The organism is Nocardia sp. NPDC001965 (genome assembly GCF_053594175.1).
Genome location: NZ_JBSFDZ010000001.1, coordinates 270982 through 287131 on the forward strand (window position 1 = coordinate 270982; position 16150 = coordinate 287131).

General features: G+C 67.4%; 18 protein-coding genes. 11 read left to right on the plus strand and 7 right to left on the minus strand.

The genetic code is table 11. The features are described 5' to 3' along the window. Positions 1–274 precede the first annotated feature (274 nt). From ACWCPQ_RS01235 to ACWCPQ_RS01245, 3 genes are all read right to left on the minus strand, one after another. Positions 275–1291: an alpha/beta hydrolase gene (locus ACWCPQ_RS01235; protein ID WP_449893403.1), complete on the minus strand. Its 1017-nt coding sequence runs from the start codon at positions 1289–1291 to the stop codon at positions 275–277. A gap of 39 nt (positions 1292–1330) precedes the next feature. After that, complete coding sequence (locus tag ACWCPQ_RS01240) at positions 1331–2350, minus strand: transcriptional regulator (RefSeq protein WP_449893406.1); 1020 nt, start codon at positions 2348–2350, stop codon at positions 1331–1333. 192 nt (positions 2351–2542) lie between these two features. After that, positions 2543–3418, minus strand: a complete 876-nt coding sequence (locus ACWCPQ_RS01245) for a helix-turn-helix domain-containing protein (protein WP_449894362.1) — start codon at positions 3416–3418, stop codon at positions 2543–2545. A 408-nt stretch (positions 3419–3826) separates the two neighbouring features. Here ACWCPQ_RS01245 and ACWCPQ_RS01250 point away from each other — a divergent pair, with 408 nt between their 5' ends. From ACWCPQ_RS01250 to ACWCPQ_RS01265, 4 genes are all read left to right on the plus strand, one after another. Further along, positions 3827–4072, plus strand: a complete 246-nt coding sequence (locus tag ACWCPQ_RS01250) for a hypothetical protein (protein WP_449893407.1) — start codon at positions 3827–3829, stop codon at positions 4070–4072. A gap of 126 nt (positions 4073–4198) precedes the next feature. Then, positions 4199–4708: a DUF2599 domain-containing protein gene (locus tag ACWCPQ_RS01255; RefSeq protein WP_449893409.1), complete on the plus strand. Its 510-nt coding sequence runs from the start codon at positions 4199–4201 to the stop codon at positions 4706–4708. Positions 4709–4725: 17 nt separating this feature from the next. After that, complete coding sequence (locus tag ACWCPQ_RS01260; RefSeq protein WP_449893411.1) at positions 4726–5385, plus strand: SDR family oxidoreductase; 660 nt, start codon at positions 4726–4728, stop codon at positions 5383–5385. A gap of 261 nt (positions 5386–5646) precedes the next feature. Further along, positions 5647–5874, plus strand: coding sequence for a hypothetical protein (locus tag ACWCPQ_RS01265; protein WP_449893413.1), 228 nt, complete (start codon positions 5647–5649; stop codon positions 5872–5874). A 75-nt stretch (positions 5875–5949) separates the two neighbouring features. On the opposite strand, the gene ACWCPQ_RS01270 is transcribed toward ACWCPQ_RS01265, so the two are convergent. Beyond that, positions 5950–6837, minus strand: a complete 888-nt coding sequence (locus tag ACWCPQ_RS01270) for a helix-turn-helix domain-containing protein (RefSeq protein WP_449893415.1) — start codon at positions 6835–6837, stop codon at positions 5950–5952. An 82-nt stretch (positions 6838–6919) separates the two neighbouring features. After that, positions 6920–7138, minus strand: coding sequence for a DUF397 domain-containing protein (locus ACWCPQ_RS01275; protein WP_449893417.1), 219 nt, complete (start codon positions 7136–7138; stop codon positions 6920–6922). Positions 7139–7489: 351 nt separating this feature from the next. On the opposite strand from ACWCPQ_RS01275, the gene ACWCPQ_RS01280 reads away from it, so the two are divergent. From ACWCPQ_RS01280 to ACWCPQ_RS01290, 3 genes are all read left to right on the plus strand, one after another. Further along, entirely contained in the window at positions 7490–8302 is an 813-nt protein-coding gene (locus ACWCPQ_RS01280; RefSeq protein WP_449893418.1) for an SAM-dependent methyltransferase, read from the plus strand. A 269-nt stretch (positions 8303–8571) separates the two neighbouring features. Next, positions 8572–8826 (plus strand): hypothetical protein, encoded by a 255-nt coding sequence (locus ACWCPQ_RS01285; protein WP_449893420.1) that lies wholly within the window; start codon positions 8572–8574, stop codon positions 8824–8826. A gap of 121 nt (positions 8827–8947) precedes the next feature. After that, on the plus strand, positions 8948–9382 hold the full coding sequence (locus tag ACWCPQ_RS01290) for a CBS domain-containing protein (protein WP_449893421.1): 435 nt from the start codon (positions 8948–8950) through the stop codon (positions 9380–9382). Between the two features lie 4 nt (positions 9383–9386). Here ACWCPQ_RS01290 and ACWCPQ_RS01295 read toward each other — a convergent pair whose 3' ends face one another. After that, positions 9387–9806: a pyridoxamine 5'-phosphate oxidase family protein gene (locus tag ACWCPQ_RS01295; protein ID WP_449893423.1), complete on the minus strand. Its 420-nt coding sequence runs from the start codon at positions 9804–9806 to the stop codon at positions 9387–9389. Positions 9807–9964: 158 nt separating this feature from the next. Here ACWCPQ_RS01295 and ACWCPQ_RS01300 point away from each other — a divergent pair, with 158 nt between their 5' ends. From ACWCPQ_RS01300 to ACWCPQ_RS01315, 4 genes are read left to right on the plus strand one after another with little or no spacing between them, the layout of a single operon-like run. After that, a complete protein-coding gene (locus ACWCPQ_RS01300; protein WP_449893426.1) occupies positions 9965–11257 on the plus strand; it encodes an aminotransferase class V-fold PLP-dependent enzyme in 1293 nt (430 codons plus the stop codon). Beyond that, positions 11254–12531: a heavy-metal-associated domain-containing protein gene (locus ACWCPQ_RS01305; RefSeq protein WP_449893427.1), complete on the plus strand. Its 1278-nt coding sequence runs from the start codon at positions 11254–11256 to the stop codon at positions 12529–12531. Before ACWCPQ_RS01300 ends, ACWCPQ_RS01305 begins: the two co-directional genes overlap by 4 nt. After that, the gene (locus tag ACWCPQ_RS01310; RefSeq protein ID WP_449893428.1) at positions 12528–14027 is read left to right on the plus strand and encodes a decarboxylase; all 1500 of its coding nucleotides are present in this window, start codon (positions 12528–12530) and stop codon (positions 14025–14027) included. The genes ACWCPQ_RS01305 and ACWCPQ_RS01310 overlap by 4 nt, the downstream gene beginning before the upstream one ends. Next, on the plus strand, positions 14024–15343 hold the full coding sequence (locus tag ACWCPQ_RS01315; protein ID WP_449893430.1) for a pyridoxal-phosphate dependent enzyme: 1320 nt from the start codon (positions 14024–14026) through the stop codon (positions 15341–15343). Before ACWCPQ_RS01310 ends, ACWCPQ_RS01315 begins: the two co-directional genes overlap by 4 nt. A gap of 72 nt (positions 15344–15415) precedes the next feature. Here ACWCPQ_RS01315 and ACWCPQ_RS01320 read toward each other — a convergent pair whose 3' ends face one another. Continuing rightward, positions 15416–16099, minus strand: a complete 684-nt coding sequence (locus tag ACWCPQ_RS01320) for a phosphatase PAP2 family protein (RefSeq protein WP_449893432.1) — start codon at positions 16097–16099, stop codon at positions 15416–15418. Positions 16100–16150: the final 51 nt, after the last annotated feature.

The window sequence follows — 16150 nt, forward strand, 5'->3', positions numbered from 1 at the left end:
GCTGCGGCCCAGACCGTTCGGAGAACCAGCGTCCGATCCCCCCGCCGGATCCGCTCGCCATCGCCGCCCCTCCGGAACGATCCAGGCCGGCATCACCTCACTGCTGGCCACCGCGGCCCCGGGCGTAACCCTGCCGGGAAACGCCGGTGCGGCACCGCCGCCCGGCCCGGCGACACTGACCCCACGTCGGATTCCGGAATTCGTCACAGTGCTCACACCCGATCGATGACCTCCCCGTCCGGTACCGCCTCCGATGGCAGCCGCCGCGCGGAATTCAGGAATCCTGCGGAATCTCCAAGGCGGCGCTCAGCGTCGGCCAGCTGCGATGCAATTGCACTTCGAAATCCGGCCAGGAATGCATACCTTCCGGCAGATAATCGACGACCGCGGGTATGCCGAGTTCGGTGAGACGGCCGGCGAATCGCTGCGTGCACAACCGGGCACCCGATTCCAGCAGTGATCCGCCACCGAGCAGCACCGCCAAGATCTCCGGACTGTCACCGATGGACATCATCGCCGCATTGCTCGGGGCCCCGTTCGCCACCGAGACGTAGATCTGGGTACCGCGCAGTTTGTCCGCCCCCAGCAGGCTGTCGTGGGCGAGCCATTCCGGCGAGGCCGGGGGACCGAACAGATTCTCCGGATTCCCGCCCCGTGAAGCGACGGTCATGGTGGTGACCGCGCGGCCCAGTTGATCGGAGGTGGAATAGCAGCCGCTCATCCCCGCGACACCCTTGTAGAAACCTTGATGCCGCTGTGTCAGCATCATCGCCGCCTGCGCTCCCATGGACACTCCGGCGATGGCCCGGGTTCCGTTGGAACCCAGATACTTCTCGACGATGGGTGGGAGTTCTTCGGTGAGGAAGGTTTCCCAGCGGTTCAGCCCGAGCGCAGCGTCCACCCGGATCCAATCGGCGTACATACTCGCCGTACCACCGGTCGTCAGCACCACATCGACCCGTTTGTCGGCGAAGAACTCGGCGGCACCGCCCTTGGTCAGCCAGCCCGAAGTGGGGCCACCGTCCACGCCGTCGAGCAGGTACAGCGTGGGCCGCGGCGCCGGGCCGGAACCGACCAGAGTGTCGATGGCGATCTCGCGCCCCATGGCCACGGAACGGATATGCAGCCGGATCCGCCGATCGTCGAGCACCTGGACGCGCAGCAACTGGGCACCGGACCGCGGTTCGCTCACGGCCGGAGGGACGGCCGGGGCCGCCGCCGCCGGAGCCACCGCACCGGCTACCGCGCTCACCACTGCCAGGGCTACCAGAACCGGAACATGTGCTCTCATCTCATACCTCGCAGTGCCGCCCACACACCGGTCCGTACCTCACGCCGCACCCGGTTTACCCGGCCGGGTCCGTCGGCCTGCTCCGGAGCGCGGTAGCCGGTGCACCTGCCGCGCGTCTGCCACCGCCCCGTCGTCCGCGGCGGATGTCTCATCGGTTATCCGGTACAGCCCGGGTGGTTGCCCACTCGCACGCAACCGGTCCAGCGCATCGTGCGCGCGGCCGGCCAGTTCGGGCACCTCCGCGGTGGTTCCGGCAGCCACGGCCGCCGTCGGCCGCACTTCGGCCGCCTCGGCCACCAGCTGTAGTACTTCGGCGCTCATCACGCCTGCCGTCGCCCGGCCGCCCGAGACGGATTGCGCCGATTCCAGCGGTATCAGCACGGTGCCGCCGTCGGCCCGCAACAGCGACAGCGATCGCGACCCCAGCGGGGTGCCCAGTGCCGCCTGCACCCGGCGCAGCTTCCGGCGCGCCGCCGACACCGCTTCGAAACCACCCGCACGTTCCTCTGCGTGTGGCGGAATATCCAGTGCCACAACCTGGTACGCGGGCGCCACCCGGATACCGGAACGTCTCGCCAGCGCGGCCACACCGTGCCCGCTCAACAGCGCGGCCACCATCGTCTGCGCCGAGGTCTGGTGCTCGCGCGCGACGACGCGATGCTCGTCCAGGTACGCGGACGCGGCAGCCGTGGTCACGACTTCCACCACCCGCACCAGCAACCGGGCACCGTCGACCATCGCCTCCGCCCGCAATGCCGCGTCGGCGATCCGCTCGGCGAGGAATTCGAGTGCGTCGCGGGCACATCCGTGGCACGCGGTGAGCACCGTTTCCAGTGCCACACCCTCACGCGCCCAGCGCACCGCCGCGGCCACGACAGCCGGTGGCGCGGCGGCCGGGGCCGCGGGTTCGGGTGCGAGATCCTCCGCGATATCGGCGAGGCAGTGCCGGACCGTCGTCACCACATCTGCGGCCCCCGCGAATCGATCGCGGCGCCGCAGATGCGCCACGAGTTCGCTTTCCAGGTCCGTTGTCCCGGAATCGGCTCTACTGCCCACCATAACTACCGAACAGTAACCTCTCTCGCCGCCGATCGAGACGATCCACCGTTTGTCCGGACAGTTCATCAGTGACCGAGCCGCGGTTTGGGTTCGATCACAAGACGGTAACGAGTTCCCCTCGGGGAAAGCAATACCCGGGGAATTCCGGGCGCCGTCGACCGGGCGAGAGATCGGCCGCCGGGAGCGCGGAGGTCAGTGGCCGGTCCGGCCCGGTTCCCGCCGCGCGGGCTGATCCAGGACGCGCGGTTGCCGGCGCCGCAACGCGGCCAGCAGACCTGGGGTGTACTCCGGCGGCGCGGCGTGCACCGAGAGCTGGTTCGCGACCGAACGGTACGCGTCCAGGTCTGCCTGTTTGTCCAGATAGAGAGCTCCGGTGAGCTGCTGGAGATAGACGATATCGGGCAGGTCCGCCTCGGCGAACCGGAGATAGGTGAAGGCACCGTCGGCCAGCGCCGGACCACCCACGTGGTCGGCCAGGAGCTGCACCGTGATGTGCGGCTGCCGCGCCGCCGCCAGCACCTGGTCCATCTGCGCGCCCCAGATCCGCGAACCACCGATCCGCCGGGTGAGCGCGGCCTCCTCCACGATCAGCCACAGATGCGGTGGATGCGCGCGGTCCAGAATGTGCTGACGGCGCATCCGCAGCGCCACCCGCCGTTCGATCGCGTCCTCGGGTTCACCCGGATGTGCCAGCGTCAGCAGCGCGCGGGCGTAATCCGGGGTCTGCAGCAGCTCGGGTACGGTACGTGGCTCATAACAGCGGATCACCTGCGCGGCCTGCTCCAGGCCGAGATACATATCGAACCATTTCGGCAGCCAGTCGTTGTCGCGATGCCACCATCCGGACGTATTGGCCTGGCGGGCCAGTTCCTGGAAGGCATCGAGTTCCTCGGAATCGGTGACACCGTACAGTCCGAGCAGATCCACCAGATCACGCTCCCGGATACTGGTTCGCCCGAGCTCGAGCCGACTGATCTTCGAATCCGAACCGCGGATGTGATCACCGGCCTGTTCCCGGGACAGTCCACTGGCCTCGCGCAGCCGCCGCAAGCGGCCGCCGAGCACCATCCGCAGCACCGTCGGCCCGCCGTCGGCCGCATTTCGCGCCGTGGATCCCGGTACGGACAAGGACTCCGCCTCCCAAGCCGATCGCATCCCAGAAGCACCCATTATTCGAGTTTCGCATGGGAGCGGTGCCCGGGACCAAACGAAACACCCGTGGCGTGAACGACATTCGCGGGAAACGACAGCCTCCCCACCCACCGGGCAGCGCCGCCGCGGCAGCCTGCAGACCCTGCGCGCGATTCGGCACGGACACGACGATCGGGCCCCGGATCTGTGGTGAACCGCCCCCACCCGTTGCGCACGGTCCTGTGACATCCCCAGATCCGTAGCCGGGACATGTTCTCAGCAATGGTGCGAACTTACTGTTGGATCCGACGGCGCCGATGGGACGCCCGGAAGGAGACGCGGATCTTGGACGCCACGACACCGGCTACAGCCGGACGCGACGACACTGCCCGCGACGATCTCACGCGCCGGGTCACGGTCTACTTCGACGGTCCCGCCGCAGGCAACGCTCTCGTGCTGGAATACGCAGCCACCAATTCCGAAGCTCGGGAATTCACCTCCGCCGCAGTACACGCGGGCCTCACCGTGACTGTGGACAGCAAGATAAGACCGGACCTGCGGAGACTACCCTGTCACAGCCTGTGGCACTGAGTGAGCTGAGGACGCCGCCGCGCGCGCGCCACACTCACCGGTGAATCCGCACCGGAGCGAGCCGACCCTCTAGGCTCGTGGGCAGCCGGCGCGATGGGCGGGCCGGCTCCGACCGCAGGAGCGCGAATGCCGATCGAATCCGCGGCCCGCGCGGCCGGCGTGCTCGTGATCCTCTCGGCCGTCGCCACCGGGTGCGCGAACTCGGACTCCGCTGTCCGTTCCGACAGTCCGCCCGCCGCCACGACCACCGCGGCGGCGATCACCACCACGGCGACCGCATCCGTGACCCGCACCCCGGTCCCCACCCCGACCGTCGATCCATATGCCGGGCAACCACTGATCGACCGTGTGGAATGGACGGAGAACGTCGACGGCCCGCGATTGATGGTGCATCCGACCCGGGCCGGCCGCGATACCACTTTTCCCGGGTCCGACCTGCGAGCCTGGCAGGAGATCCGCATCGCCGATCCGGAAGCGGACACCCCGGGTATGTGGGACCAGTTCCGCTGCCACTGGGAGTGGGCGCGCCTCGTCGCCCCGGACAAACCGACCTGGAATCTGGAACCCTGGCGGCCGTCGGTGGGTTACGACGCGACCGTCGATGCCGCCTGCAACCCGGGTGGACCCGAACGCTGACCCCGAAAGGACCCCTGATGCGCATCGTCATCGCCGGCGGACACGGCAAGATCGCTCTGCTGCTCGCCGAATTACTCACCGGGCGGGGCCACAGCGTGATCGCCTTGATCCGCAACTCCGCCCACGCACCCGAGGTGTACGCCACCGGTGCCGAGTCCGTGGTCCTCGATCTCGAGCAGGCCGTGGTGCCCGATCTGGCCGCGACCGTGCAGGGCGCGGACGCGGTGGTGTTCGCCGCGGGCGCCGGTCCGGGCAGCGGGGTGGCCCGCAAATACACCGTCGACCGCGACGGGTCGGTACTGCTGGCAGAGGCGGCCGAGCGAGTGGGGACGCGCCGGTTCCTGCAGGTTTCCGCGATGGGCGCGGGCACTGCTCCGGCTGCCGGAACCGACGAAGTGTGGGCCGCCTACATCGATGCGAAGACCCAGGCCGAGGACGATCTGCGAGGCCGTGACCTGGACTGGACCATCCTGCGCCCGGGCCGGTTGCTCGACTCCCCCGGAACCGGCGCGGTGACCCTCGCCCCGCCGCGACTCGACCGAGGCGATATCCCGCGGGCCGATGTGGCCGCCGTTCTGGTCGAACTGCTGGGTGCCGGCCACACCGCAGGTCTGACCTTGGATCTGGTGAGCGGCAGTACGCCGATCGAAGCCGCGGTCGCGGCGCTGGCACCCTGAATCCGGCCACCGAAAACCGTTCGGACACAAAGAATCGATCGTGCAGATGTACTTGCATTTGAAAGCACCGCCGACCTAGACTCTTCCCACACCGCTATACAGGGGAAAACAAGGGGAGGCCGCGTGAGTGAGCCGATGAGAACATTCGCCAATGGTTCACTGCCGCAGCTGCGGGAGAGCCCCGCCGGTCCGGCTCGATTCGGAACCGGACCAGCAACCCTCGATCCCGCCCCGATCGGCAAGCCGGCGAACGGTATTGATATGACTACATTCGGCGTCCGCAGCGGCCGCCCGCTCAGCGATTCGACCCGCGAAACCGCAGTCGAATTCGTAATCGACGCAATCGAATCCACCGGCGCGGCAACGCGTGACGACTTCGATATCGATCAGATCGTCAGCACCGCACACGCATTGGCAGACGATTGGGATTTCCGGCTGTTGCAGCCGGATACCTTCTGGCGCGTCGCGTCGACCTTCATCCGGGCCTGACGCTTCGGCACAAATATCGTCTCGGCGCTTCGGCGCCGAGACGATATTTCCCGCAGCGACTTTCGCCGACGGCGGTCAGAGGCCCTTCGTATAGTCCGCGATGATCCTGCGCGACTCTTCCGGCGGCGCCGCCTGCACACTCAACCGGTCCATCACCGACAGGTACAGCGCCAGATCTTCGCGCCGGTCCAGATACAGCGCGCTGGTCAGCTGTTCGAGATACACGATATCGGGCAGATCCGTCTCGGCGAAGCGGAGAATCGTGAAAGAGCTTCCCGCGGCGGCATGTTCACCGGCCGAGAACGGGACAACCTGAATCGTCACATTGGGCAACCGGGTCAGATCCAGCAGATGTTCCATCTGCGCCCGGTGCACATCACGGCCACCGACCGGGCGATGCAGCGCCGCTTCGTCGAGCACCGCCCAGATCACGGGCGGGTCGGTGCGGTGCAGAATTTCCTGCCGACGCTGCCGGAAAGCCACTCGGCGGTCGGTATCGGAATCCTCATACCCCAGCGTTACGACCGCCCGGGCATAATCCGGTGTCTGCAGCAGGCCGGGTACCAGATGGGATTCATAGGTGCGAATCTTGCTGGCCGCCTGCTCCAGACCCAGATATTGGCCGAACCAGGGTGGCAGCAGATCGCCGTAGCGGTGCCACCATCCCGGCTCGTTCGCTTTGCGGGCGAGCTCGAGAAAGCTCTCCCGCTCTTCGGGATCGTCGACGCCGTACAGCGTAAGCAGATCCCGGATATCACGCTCTTTGAAACTCGTCCGGCCCAGCTCGAGCCGGCTGATCTTCGCATGAGAACCCCGAATCGCATCACCCGCGGCTTCTCGGGTGATCTTCTTGCTCTCGCGCAATTTTCGCAACTGGCCACCCAGAGCGATGCGTAGAACCGTGGGGCCACGCTCCGCCTCGACGGATTGCGCGCCACCACGGTTCTCGGGCTCTGCGATCATGGAGTCGTCTCCGCTTTCGGGTTAACCCACGGTGCGCCACTCATCTGATCGGGCGCACCACGCCGACGGCCCATGCTACCTCTCAGCCCGCCAGATCGTCGAACTCTCCGGCTTTGGCGCCCTGCAGAAAAGCCTCGATCTCCGGGCGCGTGTAGAAGAGCACGCCGCCGTCGGGGAATCGCGAATTACGCATGGCCACCAAGTTGTTGGCAGCCTCGGCGAACTCGACACAGTTCCCGCTCGGGTTGCTGAAGGTGCTCTTCCGCCAGGCTCCGATCACCTGGTTCCCAACTTCCGACATAGGACCTACTCCTTGCTCATGGTCGCTGACGCCACTGTCGCATACCGTCGGTCCTTACAGATGCAAACGCAGGTGTTCTTGCATCTGCACCGACATCAGGACGATAGCACGAAGTTCGCCGAGCCGCGTCCGCAGACCCCGAGCCCCACGCGAGGCCTGGGCCCGGGCCGTAACCCACCGGACTTCCGACGCACCGGGAGAGATGGACAGTCGATAACGAGCCGCGCCGACCACCCAGCCGGCGGCCACGAGTCTTGTTACTGTCGCACTGGACATCGGTTTCACCAGCCGTCGGATCCACCGCCGGTGTACCCGCCGGCGCGCTTCGACCATGACCGCCAGGAGTCCGCCATGTCCGAGGAACCCGCGCCCGAGGAACACCGCCCCGCGATCCGCACCGATATCCCGCACTCCGCGCGCATCTGGAACTACTGGATGGGCGGCAAAGACAACTACGAGGTCGACCGAATCGCCGGTGAGGCCGGTATCGCTATCGATCCGGAGATCACCACCATGGCCGTGGAGTCACGGCGCTTCCTCATCCGGGCGGTGCGATTCCTCGCCGCGGAGAAGGGTATTCGGCAGTTCCTCGATATCGGCACCGGCCTGCCGACCATGCAGAACACCCACCAGGTGGCACAGGCCGTCGCTCCGGAGTCCAAGATCGTCTATGTGGACAACGATCCGCTGGTACTCACCCACGCCCGGGCACTGCTGGCCGATACCACCGACGCGGGGGTCACTGTCTATCTCGACTGCGACTACCACCGGCCCGAGCTCATCGTCGGCGACGCACGGCACGTCCTCGATTTCACCCGGCCAGTGGCGGTGATGTTCATGGGGGTGCTCGGGCATGTGCACTCCGCCGAAGAGATGCGGCGCATAGTTCACACTGTTCTGGAAGCCACGCCGTCCGGTAGCTATCTGACCCTCTGGGACGGCACCGACGACAGTCCGGCATACGTGACGCTGTGCCGGAACTACACCGACACCGGGGGTACGCCCTATATCCCCCGGCCCTGGTCGGAGATCCGGACGGTCTTCGACGGGCTCGAACCGGTGGAACCGGGCGTGGTGCCGATCGACCGATGGCGCCCGGACGCCGACGACAGCGATACCCGGCCGCCGATCTCCGCCTACGGTGGCGTGGCCCGCAAGCCCTGACGGCCGCCGGGCGCCATGCCGGGGCGGACCGAGTCTGCGGCTACGGCGCCGCCGATACCGGAAGATGTAGGGCCACAGCGTCGGTCGCCGTGAAATCCTCCGAAAACAGGGCGACTGCAATTTCGTCTGTTGTTTGCAGATGTACTTGCATTTGTAAGCGACGTCGGCTTAGACTCAGGCGCACAAGAGGGGCGATACGCAGCATTTTCTCCGGCTGATTCGCCGGCCGGACGTGTCGCCCTGCAACGTCGCACGTGAGGGGCCACCGAATGATCCAACCATTCCGAAGTCCCCATCGCGGCGCCGTCGGCAGTACCGGCGGCGCTCACTCGCTCGGGCATCATCCGGAACCGATCCGACACTACGCAGCACCGGAGGCCGGTGCCGATTGCAGTGCCGACCCGCCGGTGCTCACCTACCGGCAGGCACGCGAGATTCTGCACATCCACGATGTACACGGCCCGCAGTGTCGCCAGTGGCTGGCGGCGGCCGCCTACCTGTCCGCAGGACTCGACGACGAATAGGCCCCGCAAGGCGAGGCGGCCAGCGTACGAGCACCGAAAAGGTCGGCCGATGCCGATTTGTGCTGGCTTTCGAGGACCGGGCGCGGGATTCTGGAATCCCGCGCCCATGTGGATGGTGACCATGCGAATCGCCGAGATACTCCGCAACAAGGGCAGCGCCGTTACGACGGCGCGCCCGGATCTCGATATCCGCGCGCTACTGGCGCTGCTGGCCGAACACAACATCGGAGCCGTGGTCGTCTCGCCCGACGGCAGCCGGATCGCCGGAATCGTCTCCGAACGAGATATCGTTCGCGCCCTGCACCGGCACGGCACGGCACTACTGGATTCACCGGTATCGCGGATAATGTCGACCGAGGTACGTACCTGTGCTCCCGATGACCATATCGAGGGTCTCCGCCGGATCATGACCGATCTCCGGGTCCGACATCTGCCGGTGGTCGCCGACGATGAGCTGGTCGGCATCGTGAGTATCGGCGATGTGGTCAAGAGCGCCATCTCCGAACTCGCCTCCGAGCGAGAGCAACTGGTCGAATACCTGCAGGGCGGATACTGACGGTTCAACCGAGATCGGCCGACAACCAGCGCTGTGGACGCATGAACACCACAACGTGTTCGCCGAGCTCGGCCGCGGCGTAGGCCAGGTAATCCTCCACCCGTTCGGGCGGCAGGTACCGCGCCACCATTTCCCGGTGCCGATCGTCGCTCAGGGACTCGACCCGGGTCACCGGACCCTCCACGCTCACATAGCGAACCGTCGGTACCAACCGTTCGGCCATCAAGCTGAACCGTCCCGCCGCCTCGATCCGGCGCATCTTCTCCGATTGCAGGCCGGTCAGCACCCACAGGTCCCCGCCGGGCTCGTACTGATACCAGATCGGCACCGTGAGCGGGCCCCGCCGCGGACCTGCCGATACCGAGAGTGCGCCGATATGCGGTTCGGCCAGAAACGACTGTCGTTCATCGAGGGTGAGTGGCATATCGGCACCATAGCCTCGGCCACCGACATCTTCCGGCACCGCGCCGCGCGGCCGCGGAGGCGATCGAAACCGGTTGCGCACCAAGTGCACTGGGCGAACTTTCCGACAATGAGTATCGTTGTTCGCAGTCCGGGCAGATCGGCGGAAGGAGCGATCGGATGGGATCACCCCTGCGCCGTCCGGAATATCCCGTACTCGTTCCGGGTGCGGCGGCGACCCGGATGAGCGCGCTGCTGCCCGCGGATGTCCGGACCTCGTTCCCAGCGCTGGCCGACACCGCGGAGATCTATCTGGACAGTGCCGCCACCACGCAGAAACCCCGCGCGGTGGTCGACACGGTCCGGGATTACCACACGATCGCCACGGCCAACGCGGCGCGCGGCACCTATCCGTGGGCGACGGCGCTCACTCAGCGCATCGCCGCGGTCCGGGCCCGCACCGCCCGGTTCCTGGGTGCCGCCCACGCCGACGAGATCGTGTTCACCGGCGGCGCCACTGCGGCGCTCAATGCTGTCGCACTGTCCTGGGGGCTGACCGCCCTGGTGGACGGGGACGAGATCCTCTACAGTCCGCGCGACCATGCCGCGAATATCGCACCCTGGTTCCTGCTCCGGGACACCCTCGCGCACTTCGGCCGCCGGATCGAACTCGTGCCCTACCGGGTCACCGCGGACGGACGAGCGGACACCACCGATATCGCCGAGAAACTCGGCCCCCGGACGCGGCTGCTCACTGTCACCCATCTGCACCATGTGTACGGCGCGCTCTCCACCCTCGCCGAACTGCGCGACCGAATGCCCGAACGAGTGCTCCTCTGTTTCGACTGCAGCCAGAGTGGCGGCCACGTTCCGGTGGACGTCGCGGCGCTCGGTGCCGATTTCGCGGCCTTCGCGGCGCACAAGATGCTCGGGGCGCCGGGCACCGGGATTCTGTACTGCCGCCGCCGGATACATTCCGCGCTGCGCCCGTTCCTTCCGGGCGGAACCACCGACGCATCGCTCACCGCTGCCGGTTTCGCCGGGGGTGTCATGCCGGGCCTGCTCGAGGGCGGTACGCCCGATATCCCGGGCATTCTCTCCCTGGGAGCAGCGCTCGACGTACTCGCTTCCTACGGGATGCCCGCGGTCGCGGCGCACAACCGGGAACTGACCGGGCGGTTGATCCGCGGCCTGCGAGCGGTGCCCGGCGTGAGTTTCCTGCCGGGGCCCGCCCACGGCTCCGGCGACGACGGCTACGGCATCGTCTCGTTCACCCTGGCCGGGATATCGGCGGCGGACCTGGGGTTCGTCCTCGCCGAATACGGCTTTCTCGTCCGGACCGGCGCCCACTGCGTACCCGAGGCCGCGGGCGAGCCGGAATCGGTGCGGGTCAGCACCCATATCTACACGGGTATCGACGATATCGACCGCTTCGTCGCCTGCATCCGGACTCTCGCCGAGGAGCTGTCATGAGCACAGAGATCAGCGCATCCACCGAAGCCGACACCCGGTACAACCGCCGCGCCGCCGCCCGGATCCTGGCCGAACTCGCCCGGCCGGGGTCGTTCGCCGGCAGTTCCCCGCAGCGGCCGGGCAGGGTCGAATACACCGCGACGGAGCTGCGTACCGAACCCGGCAGTCATCTCACCTTCTCGCAGCAGCTGTACCTGGAACGCTTCATGCGACCCTGCCACGCCGACGAGGTCACCTCCGCCACCCACCGGATGACCTGGGTCGACAGTGCCGGAATCCCCAATACCGGGTTCTATCGGGCGGATGGGCTCGGACCACTCGTACCGATCGCCACCCGGGAGGCGGTACTCGCGCTCTGGCGATCCATCGACGAGGACCGTGGTCTGGCTGCGCGGATATCCCGGCTCGACCCCACGGCGCACGCGGTGCTGGCCGACACCACAACCGATCACGAACCCGTCGACATCTTCCGGGTCGGGGTGGAATCCGCGGGCCGGGCGCTGGCTCAACACGCATTGATCGCCCGGCAGACTCCGTACCGGACAGCCGGTGAATTCGCTGTCGGACTACACGACTCCGGAATTTTCACCGCAGTCGCCACCCGGTGGTTCTGGGAGCTGCAGGCTTCCACCTACCGGCGCGGAATGATCCCGGTGAGCCTGCGTTCCGAACCGGACGGAACAGTCCGGTACGCGGCGCAGTCGATCGCCACCCTGCGGGCGATGAAAGACGCGACCATCGCCGACGCGCACGAGGTGATGGCGCGGGCGACCGGCGTCGAAGGGCTGACCGTTTCCGAGGCGATCGCCCGGTACCACGACGATCTGGACCTCATCTCCCGCCAGTACGCGCTACTGCCCGCGGGCGAGCATCCGATCTGCCTCGCCGCGGTCACCCGTCGTGAGGGTTCGGCGAACACCACTGTGCTGTCCGGTGTGGTGGATCGATTGGTCGAGCTGTTCGCCGATATCGCCGGACACTGCGAGCCGGTTGCCGTGGCGCCCCGGGACGAGGCGGACATCGGACCGGCGGACTGGGCGGATCGGATCTTCTATGTGCCCGATATGACCTGCAAACACTGTGTACGCACGATCGGCGGAGTGTTGGAGTCGATGGATATCCGGGTCGAGGACATCGACCTCGACAGCAAGCGGGTCGTGGCCGAATTCCGCAGTCCACGCAACCGCGCCCGCGCCTTCGAGGCGCTGCGCGACGGTGGATACAACCCGGTGGGTGAACGACCGGAACCGGTACGCCCGGGCAGTCCCGGATGACCGTACGGCCACCGCTGCGCGCTAGCGGATCCGCGCCCGCCGAGGACACCGATCCGCCGGGGCTCCCGGCACGCTGGGATCCGCTCGTCGCGTCCTTCCTCGCCGAGCGGGCGGTATTCGACGAGGTACTGCACAGGTTCGGTACGCCGGTGAACTTGCTCTTCCCGCAAGTGTTCGCCGCCAATATCGACCGGCTCACCGCGGTTCTCGATGCGGCCGGGACCGGTTACCGGATCTGCTACGCGCACAAAGTGAACCGCTCCCGAGCTCTGGTCCGCACGGCCGCGGGGCGCGGGATCGGCGTGGATGTGGCCTCGTCCGGCGAATTGGAATCCGCGCTGGCCGCCGGATTCGCCCCCGCACGGATCGAGGTGACCGGGCCGAAGGGTGCGGCGTTCCTCCGCGAGCTGGCGGTGTCCGGGGTGACGGTGAACGTCGACAACGAATGGGAGTTGCAGACTCTCGCCGACCTCGCCGACCCCGCTCGCCCCGTCCCGGTTCTTCTCCGGGTCAGCGGATTCGCCGGGTCGCAGGTGAGCCGCTTCGGAATTCCGGTACCCCGGATGGAGTACGCGCTGGCGATCCTGGCCCGGTACCGGGATCGGCTCGTGTTCCAGGGCACCGCATTCCATCTCGACACCGGCGATATCGGCGAACGAGTCCGCGCCGCCGACACCTGTTTCGCTCTGCTGGAACAGGCCTACGCCGCCGGCCTCGCGCCGGCGGTACTGAATATCGGTGGCGGGCTTCGCCAGGTCTTCACCGCCGACGGTGACCGGTTCGACGACTACGTGAGCCGTTTACGTGCCTCGCTGGGCGGCGCGGGTGCGGCGATGAGCTGGGGAAACAATACCTTCGGATATAGCGTCGACGGCACGGCCGTGCGCGGGACTCCGATCTTCCACAAGTACGCCAACACCGTTCCCGCCGACGAGATGCTGGCCGATCTCCTGAACGCCCCACTCGCGCGCCACGGTGGGCGCAGTATCGCCCGGGTGGCCGCCGACAACCTGCTCGATATCTGGCTCGAACCCGGGAAAGCGCTGGCCGATCATGCCGGAATCACCGTGGCCAGCGTGGAATTCGTGAAATCGACCTCCGACGGCAGTGTGCTCGTCCATCTCGATATCAGCCGCGACGCGGTGACCCCGGCCGATCAAGAGGTGATGGCCGACCCACTGCTGCTGCCGGGTGAACGGCCCGCACCTGCCGAGAACCCGGTCGGTGTCTTCCTGGCCGGCCGGCTGTGCCTCGAAAGAGATCTCGTCACCACCCATATGGTCTGGCTGCCGTGGCTGCCCCGGCCGGGCGATCTGATCGTGTTCCCGAACACTGCGGGCTACCACATGGACCTGTCGGCGGCCGCCGCGGCCATGCACCCACCGGTCCCGAAGGTGGCGGTGGTCCGCCACGGCGGGCACTTCCGGGCGGTACCCGACGCGGACCACCGACCGACCGTTCCCACCACCGACCCAGAATCTCCCGAGGTTTCGTGACGATCTACCAGCACATCACCGACCTGATCGGTGACACTCCCCTGCTCCACCTGGACCCGGCCGTCCATCGACTCGACGGTGTGGAGCTCTACGCGAAACTCGAATCGCAGAACCCGTTCGGTTCGGTCAAGGACCGGGTCGCCTGGGCGATGCTGCGCGACGAGCTCGCGACCCTGCAAGAACAGCAACGGACGCTGATCGAGGCGTCCAGTGGCAACACCGCGAAAGCTCTGCGCGTACTGGGCGCGATCCACGGTATCGAACTGCGGGCGATGACCAACCGGATCAAGGTCGGCGAGGTACGCGATATGCTCCGGCTGCTCGGCACCGAGATCGTCGAGCTTCCCGGGCTCTCCGAATGCCCGGACCCCACCACCCCGAACGATGTGTATTCGGCGATCGACGCGGCCATGGCCGCCGAACCGGGAAAGTTCCGGCATCTGTCCCAGTACACCAGCGAGAAGAACATCGCCGCCCATCACGACGGCACCGGTCGCGAGATCCACGAGGACCTCGCGGCCGCGGGAGTCGAGCGGATCGACTATCTGTTCGGTGGGCTGGGCACCACCGGTTCGAGTCGCGGGGCCGGCAGCTATCTGCGCAAATTCCATCCGGAGCTGCGCACCGTGGCTGTGGTGTCCGAACGCGAGGATTTCATCCCCGGTATCCGGTCGGAGCGGGAGATGTGGGAAGTGGGCCTGTTCCAGCCCGACTTCTACGACGAGATCATGACGATCGGATCCGGACCGGCGATCTCGGCCACGCTCGAACTCGCCACCGGTTACGGCATTCTGGCCGGGCCCACCAGTGGCGCCGCCTACGCCGCGGCCCGCGATGTGCTCGCCCGGCCCGATCGGATGGGTGCGCCCGCGGTCGGCGTGATCATCGTCTGCGACCGGCTCGAACCGTATCTCTCCTATATCGAGCAGCGCCGGCCGGAGCTGTTCGGCCGCGAGACCGGGCCCCGGCCGCCGGACGCCGCCGAGATCGCCGACGCTCCCTCGTTGCCCCCCGGCGAGCTGGCCGACCTGGCCCGGAAGACACATACGGTGATCGTCGATACACGCGGTGCCATGGCGTATCGGGTGGCCCATATCCCGGGTGCGATCAATATTCCCGACGATCGGCTCACCGATCTCTTCACCCACGGCACACCGTTCTCCCGGGATCGGCCGGTGGTGTTCACCTGTCCCACCGGCGATATCTCCCGCCGGTTCGCCGCGACCGCGCGGCGGACCGGGCATACCGCCTTCAGTCTGGACGGCGGTATCGCGGGTTGGCGGGCGGCCGGGCTGGAACTCGAACGCGGGAATTGACCGACCGGTGTTCGCGCCGATCGGGCCGGGCTCGACGAGCCGTATCGGCGAGGGACCGGACACGTACGCCGGTCAGGGCCGGGCGCTCCCCGCGGCGGTTGTCGCCGTCCCGGATGCGGCCGCGGAACGCGGACGGTCCGACGGCGGATCCGTATCCCCCGTACGAGTCCGTATCAGCACCCCCACCGTGATCAGCAGCCCACCGAGTATCCAGCCCGCGAACACATCCGTGGGCCAGTGCACCCCGAGGTAGATCCGCGAAAGACCCACCAGCACGACGAAAGCGGTAGCGAGGACAGCGACGATCGCCGCGGCCACCCGGTGCGCGGTCCGCAGACAGAACAGAGCCGCCAAGACGCCCACGATCGCGGCCGAACCGACACTGTGGCCGGACGGGAACGAGGGACTGTTCACTTCGACCAGCCGGTCCGCCACCGGGGGCCGATAACGGCCGATCAACTGCTTCGATACCGGCACCACGATCGCCGACGCCGCCCCTACTCCGGCGACGAGCAGCAGGTCCGCCTGCGCACCGCGGATCAGCAGAAACGCGCATGCCAGCAGCGCCAGTGTCCACATGGCGACCGATCCGCCGAGATGGGTGACGGCCGTGGCCGCCGTGGTGAGGGGTTCGTTGCGCCAGGTGAGCACCCAATCGTGCACCGGCCGGTCGATACCGGTCGTGGCATCGCCCGCGACGACGTATCCGGTCGTCGCGGCGAACACCGCGAACAGCACCACCGCGAGCCCCAGCACATATTCCACCCTAGCCGCACGAGGTGCGCGGCTGTTGCGCACCGCGAAACC

Coding starts and splice junctions, on each gene's coding strand:
- ACWCPQ_RS01245 (WP_449894362.1), bottom strand. CDS start 3,418: ATGGTGCTCGGCGGCCGCTTGCGGCGGCTGCGCGAGGCCAGTGGACTG.
- ACWCPQ_RS01240 (WP_449893406.1), bottom strand. CDS start 2,350: ATGGTGGGCAGTAGAGCCGATTCCGGGACAACGGACCTGGAAAGCGAA.
- ACWCPQ_RS01280 (WP_449893418.1), top strand. CDS start 7,490: ATGTCCGAGGAACCCGCGCCCGAGGAACACCGCCCCGCGATCCGCACC.
- ACWCPQ_RS01305 (WP_449893427.1), top strand. CDS start 11,254: ATGAGCACAGAGATCAGCGCATCCACCGAAGCCGACACCCGGTACAAC.
- ACWCPQ_RS01235 (WP_449893403.1), bottom strand. CDS start 1,291: ATGAGAGCACATGTTCCGGTTCTGGTAGCCCTGGCAGTGGTGAGCGCG.
- ACWCPQ_RS01290 (WP_449893421.1), top strand. CDS start 8,948: ATGCGAATCGCCGAGATACTCCGCAACAAGGGCAGCGCCGTTACGACG.
- ACWCPQ_RS01310 (WP_449893428.1), top strand. CDS start 12,528: ATGACCGTACGGCCACCGCTGCGCGCTAGCGGATCCGCGCCCGCCGAG.
- ACWCPQ_RS01275 (WP_449893417.1), bottom strand. CDS start 7,138: ATGTCGGAAGTTGGGAACCAGGTGATCGGAGCCTGGCGGAAGAGCACC.
- ACWCPQ_RS01300 (WP_449893426.1), top strand. CDS start 9,965: ATGGGATCACCCCTGCGCCGTCCGGAATATCCCGTACTCGTTCCGGGT.
- ACWCPQ_RS01255 (WP_449893409.1), top strand. CDS start 4,199: ATGCCGATCGAATCCGCGGCCCGCGCGGCCGGCGTGCTCGTGATCCTC.
- ACWCPQ_RS01285 (WP_449893420.1), top strand. CDS start 8,572: ATGATCCAACCATTCCGAAGTCCCCATCGCGGCGCCGTCGGCAGTACC.
- ACWCPQ_RS01260 (WP_449893411.1), top strand. CDS start 4,726: ATGCGCATCGTCATCGCCGGCGGACACGGCAAGATCGCTCTGCTGCTC.
- ACWCPQ_RS01270 (WP_449893415.1), bottom strand. CDS start 6,837: ATGATCGCAGAGCCCGAGAACCGTGGTGGCGCGCAATCCGTCGAGGCG.
- ACWCPQ_RS01295 (WP_449893423.1), bottom strand. CDS start 9,806: ATGCCACTCACCCTCGATGAACGACAGTCGTTTCTGGCCGAACCGCAT.
- ACWCPQ_RS01265 (WP_449893413.1), top strand. CDS start 5,647: ATGACTACATTCGGCGTCCGCAGCGGCCGCCCGCTCAGCGATTCGACC.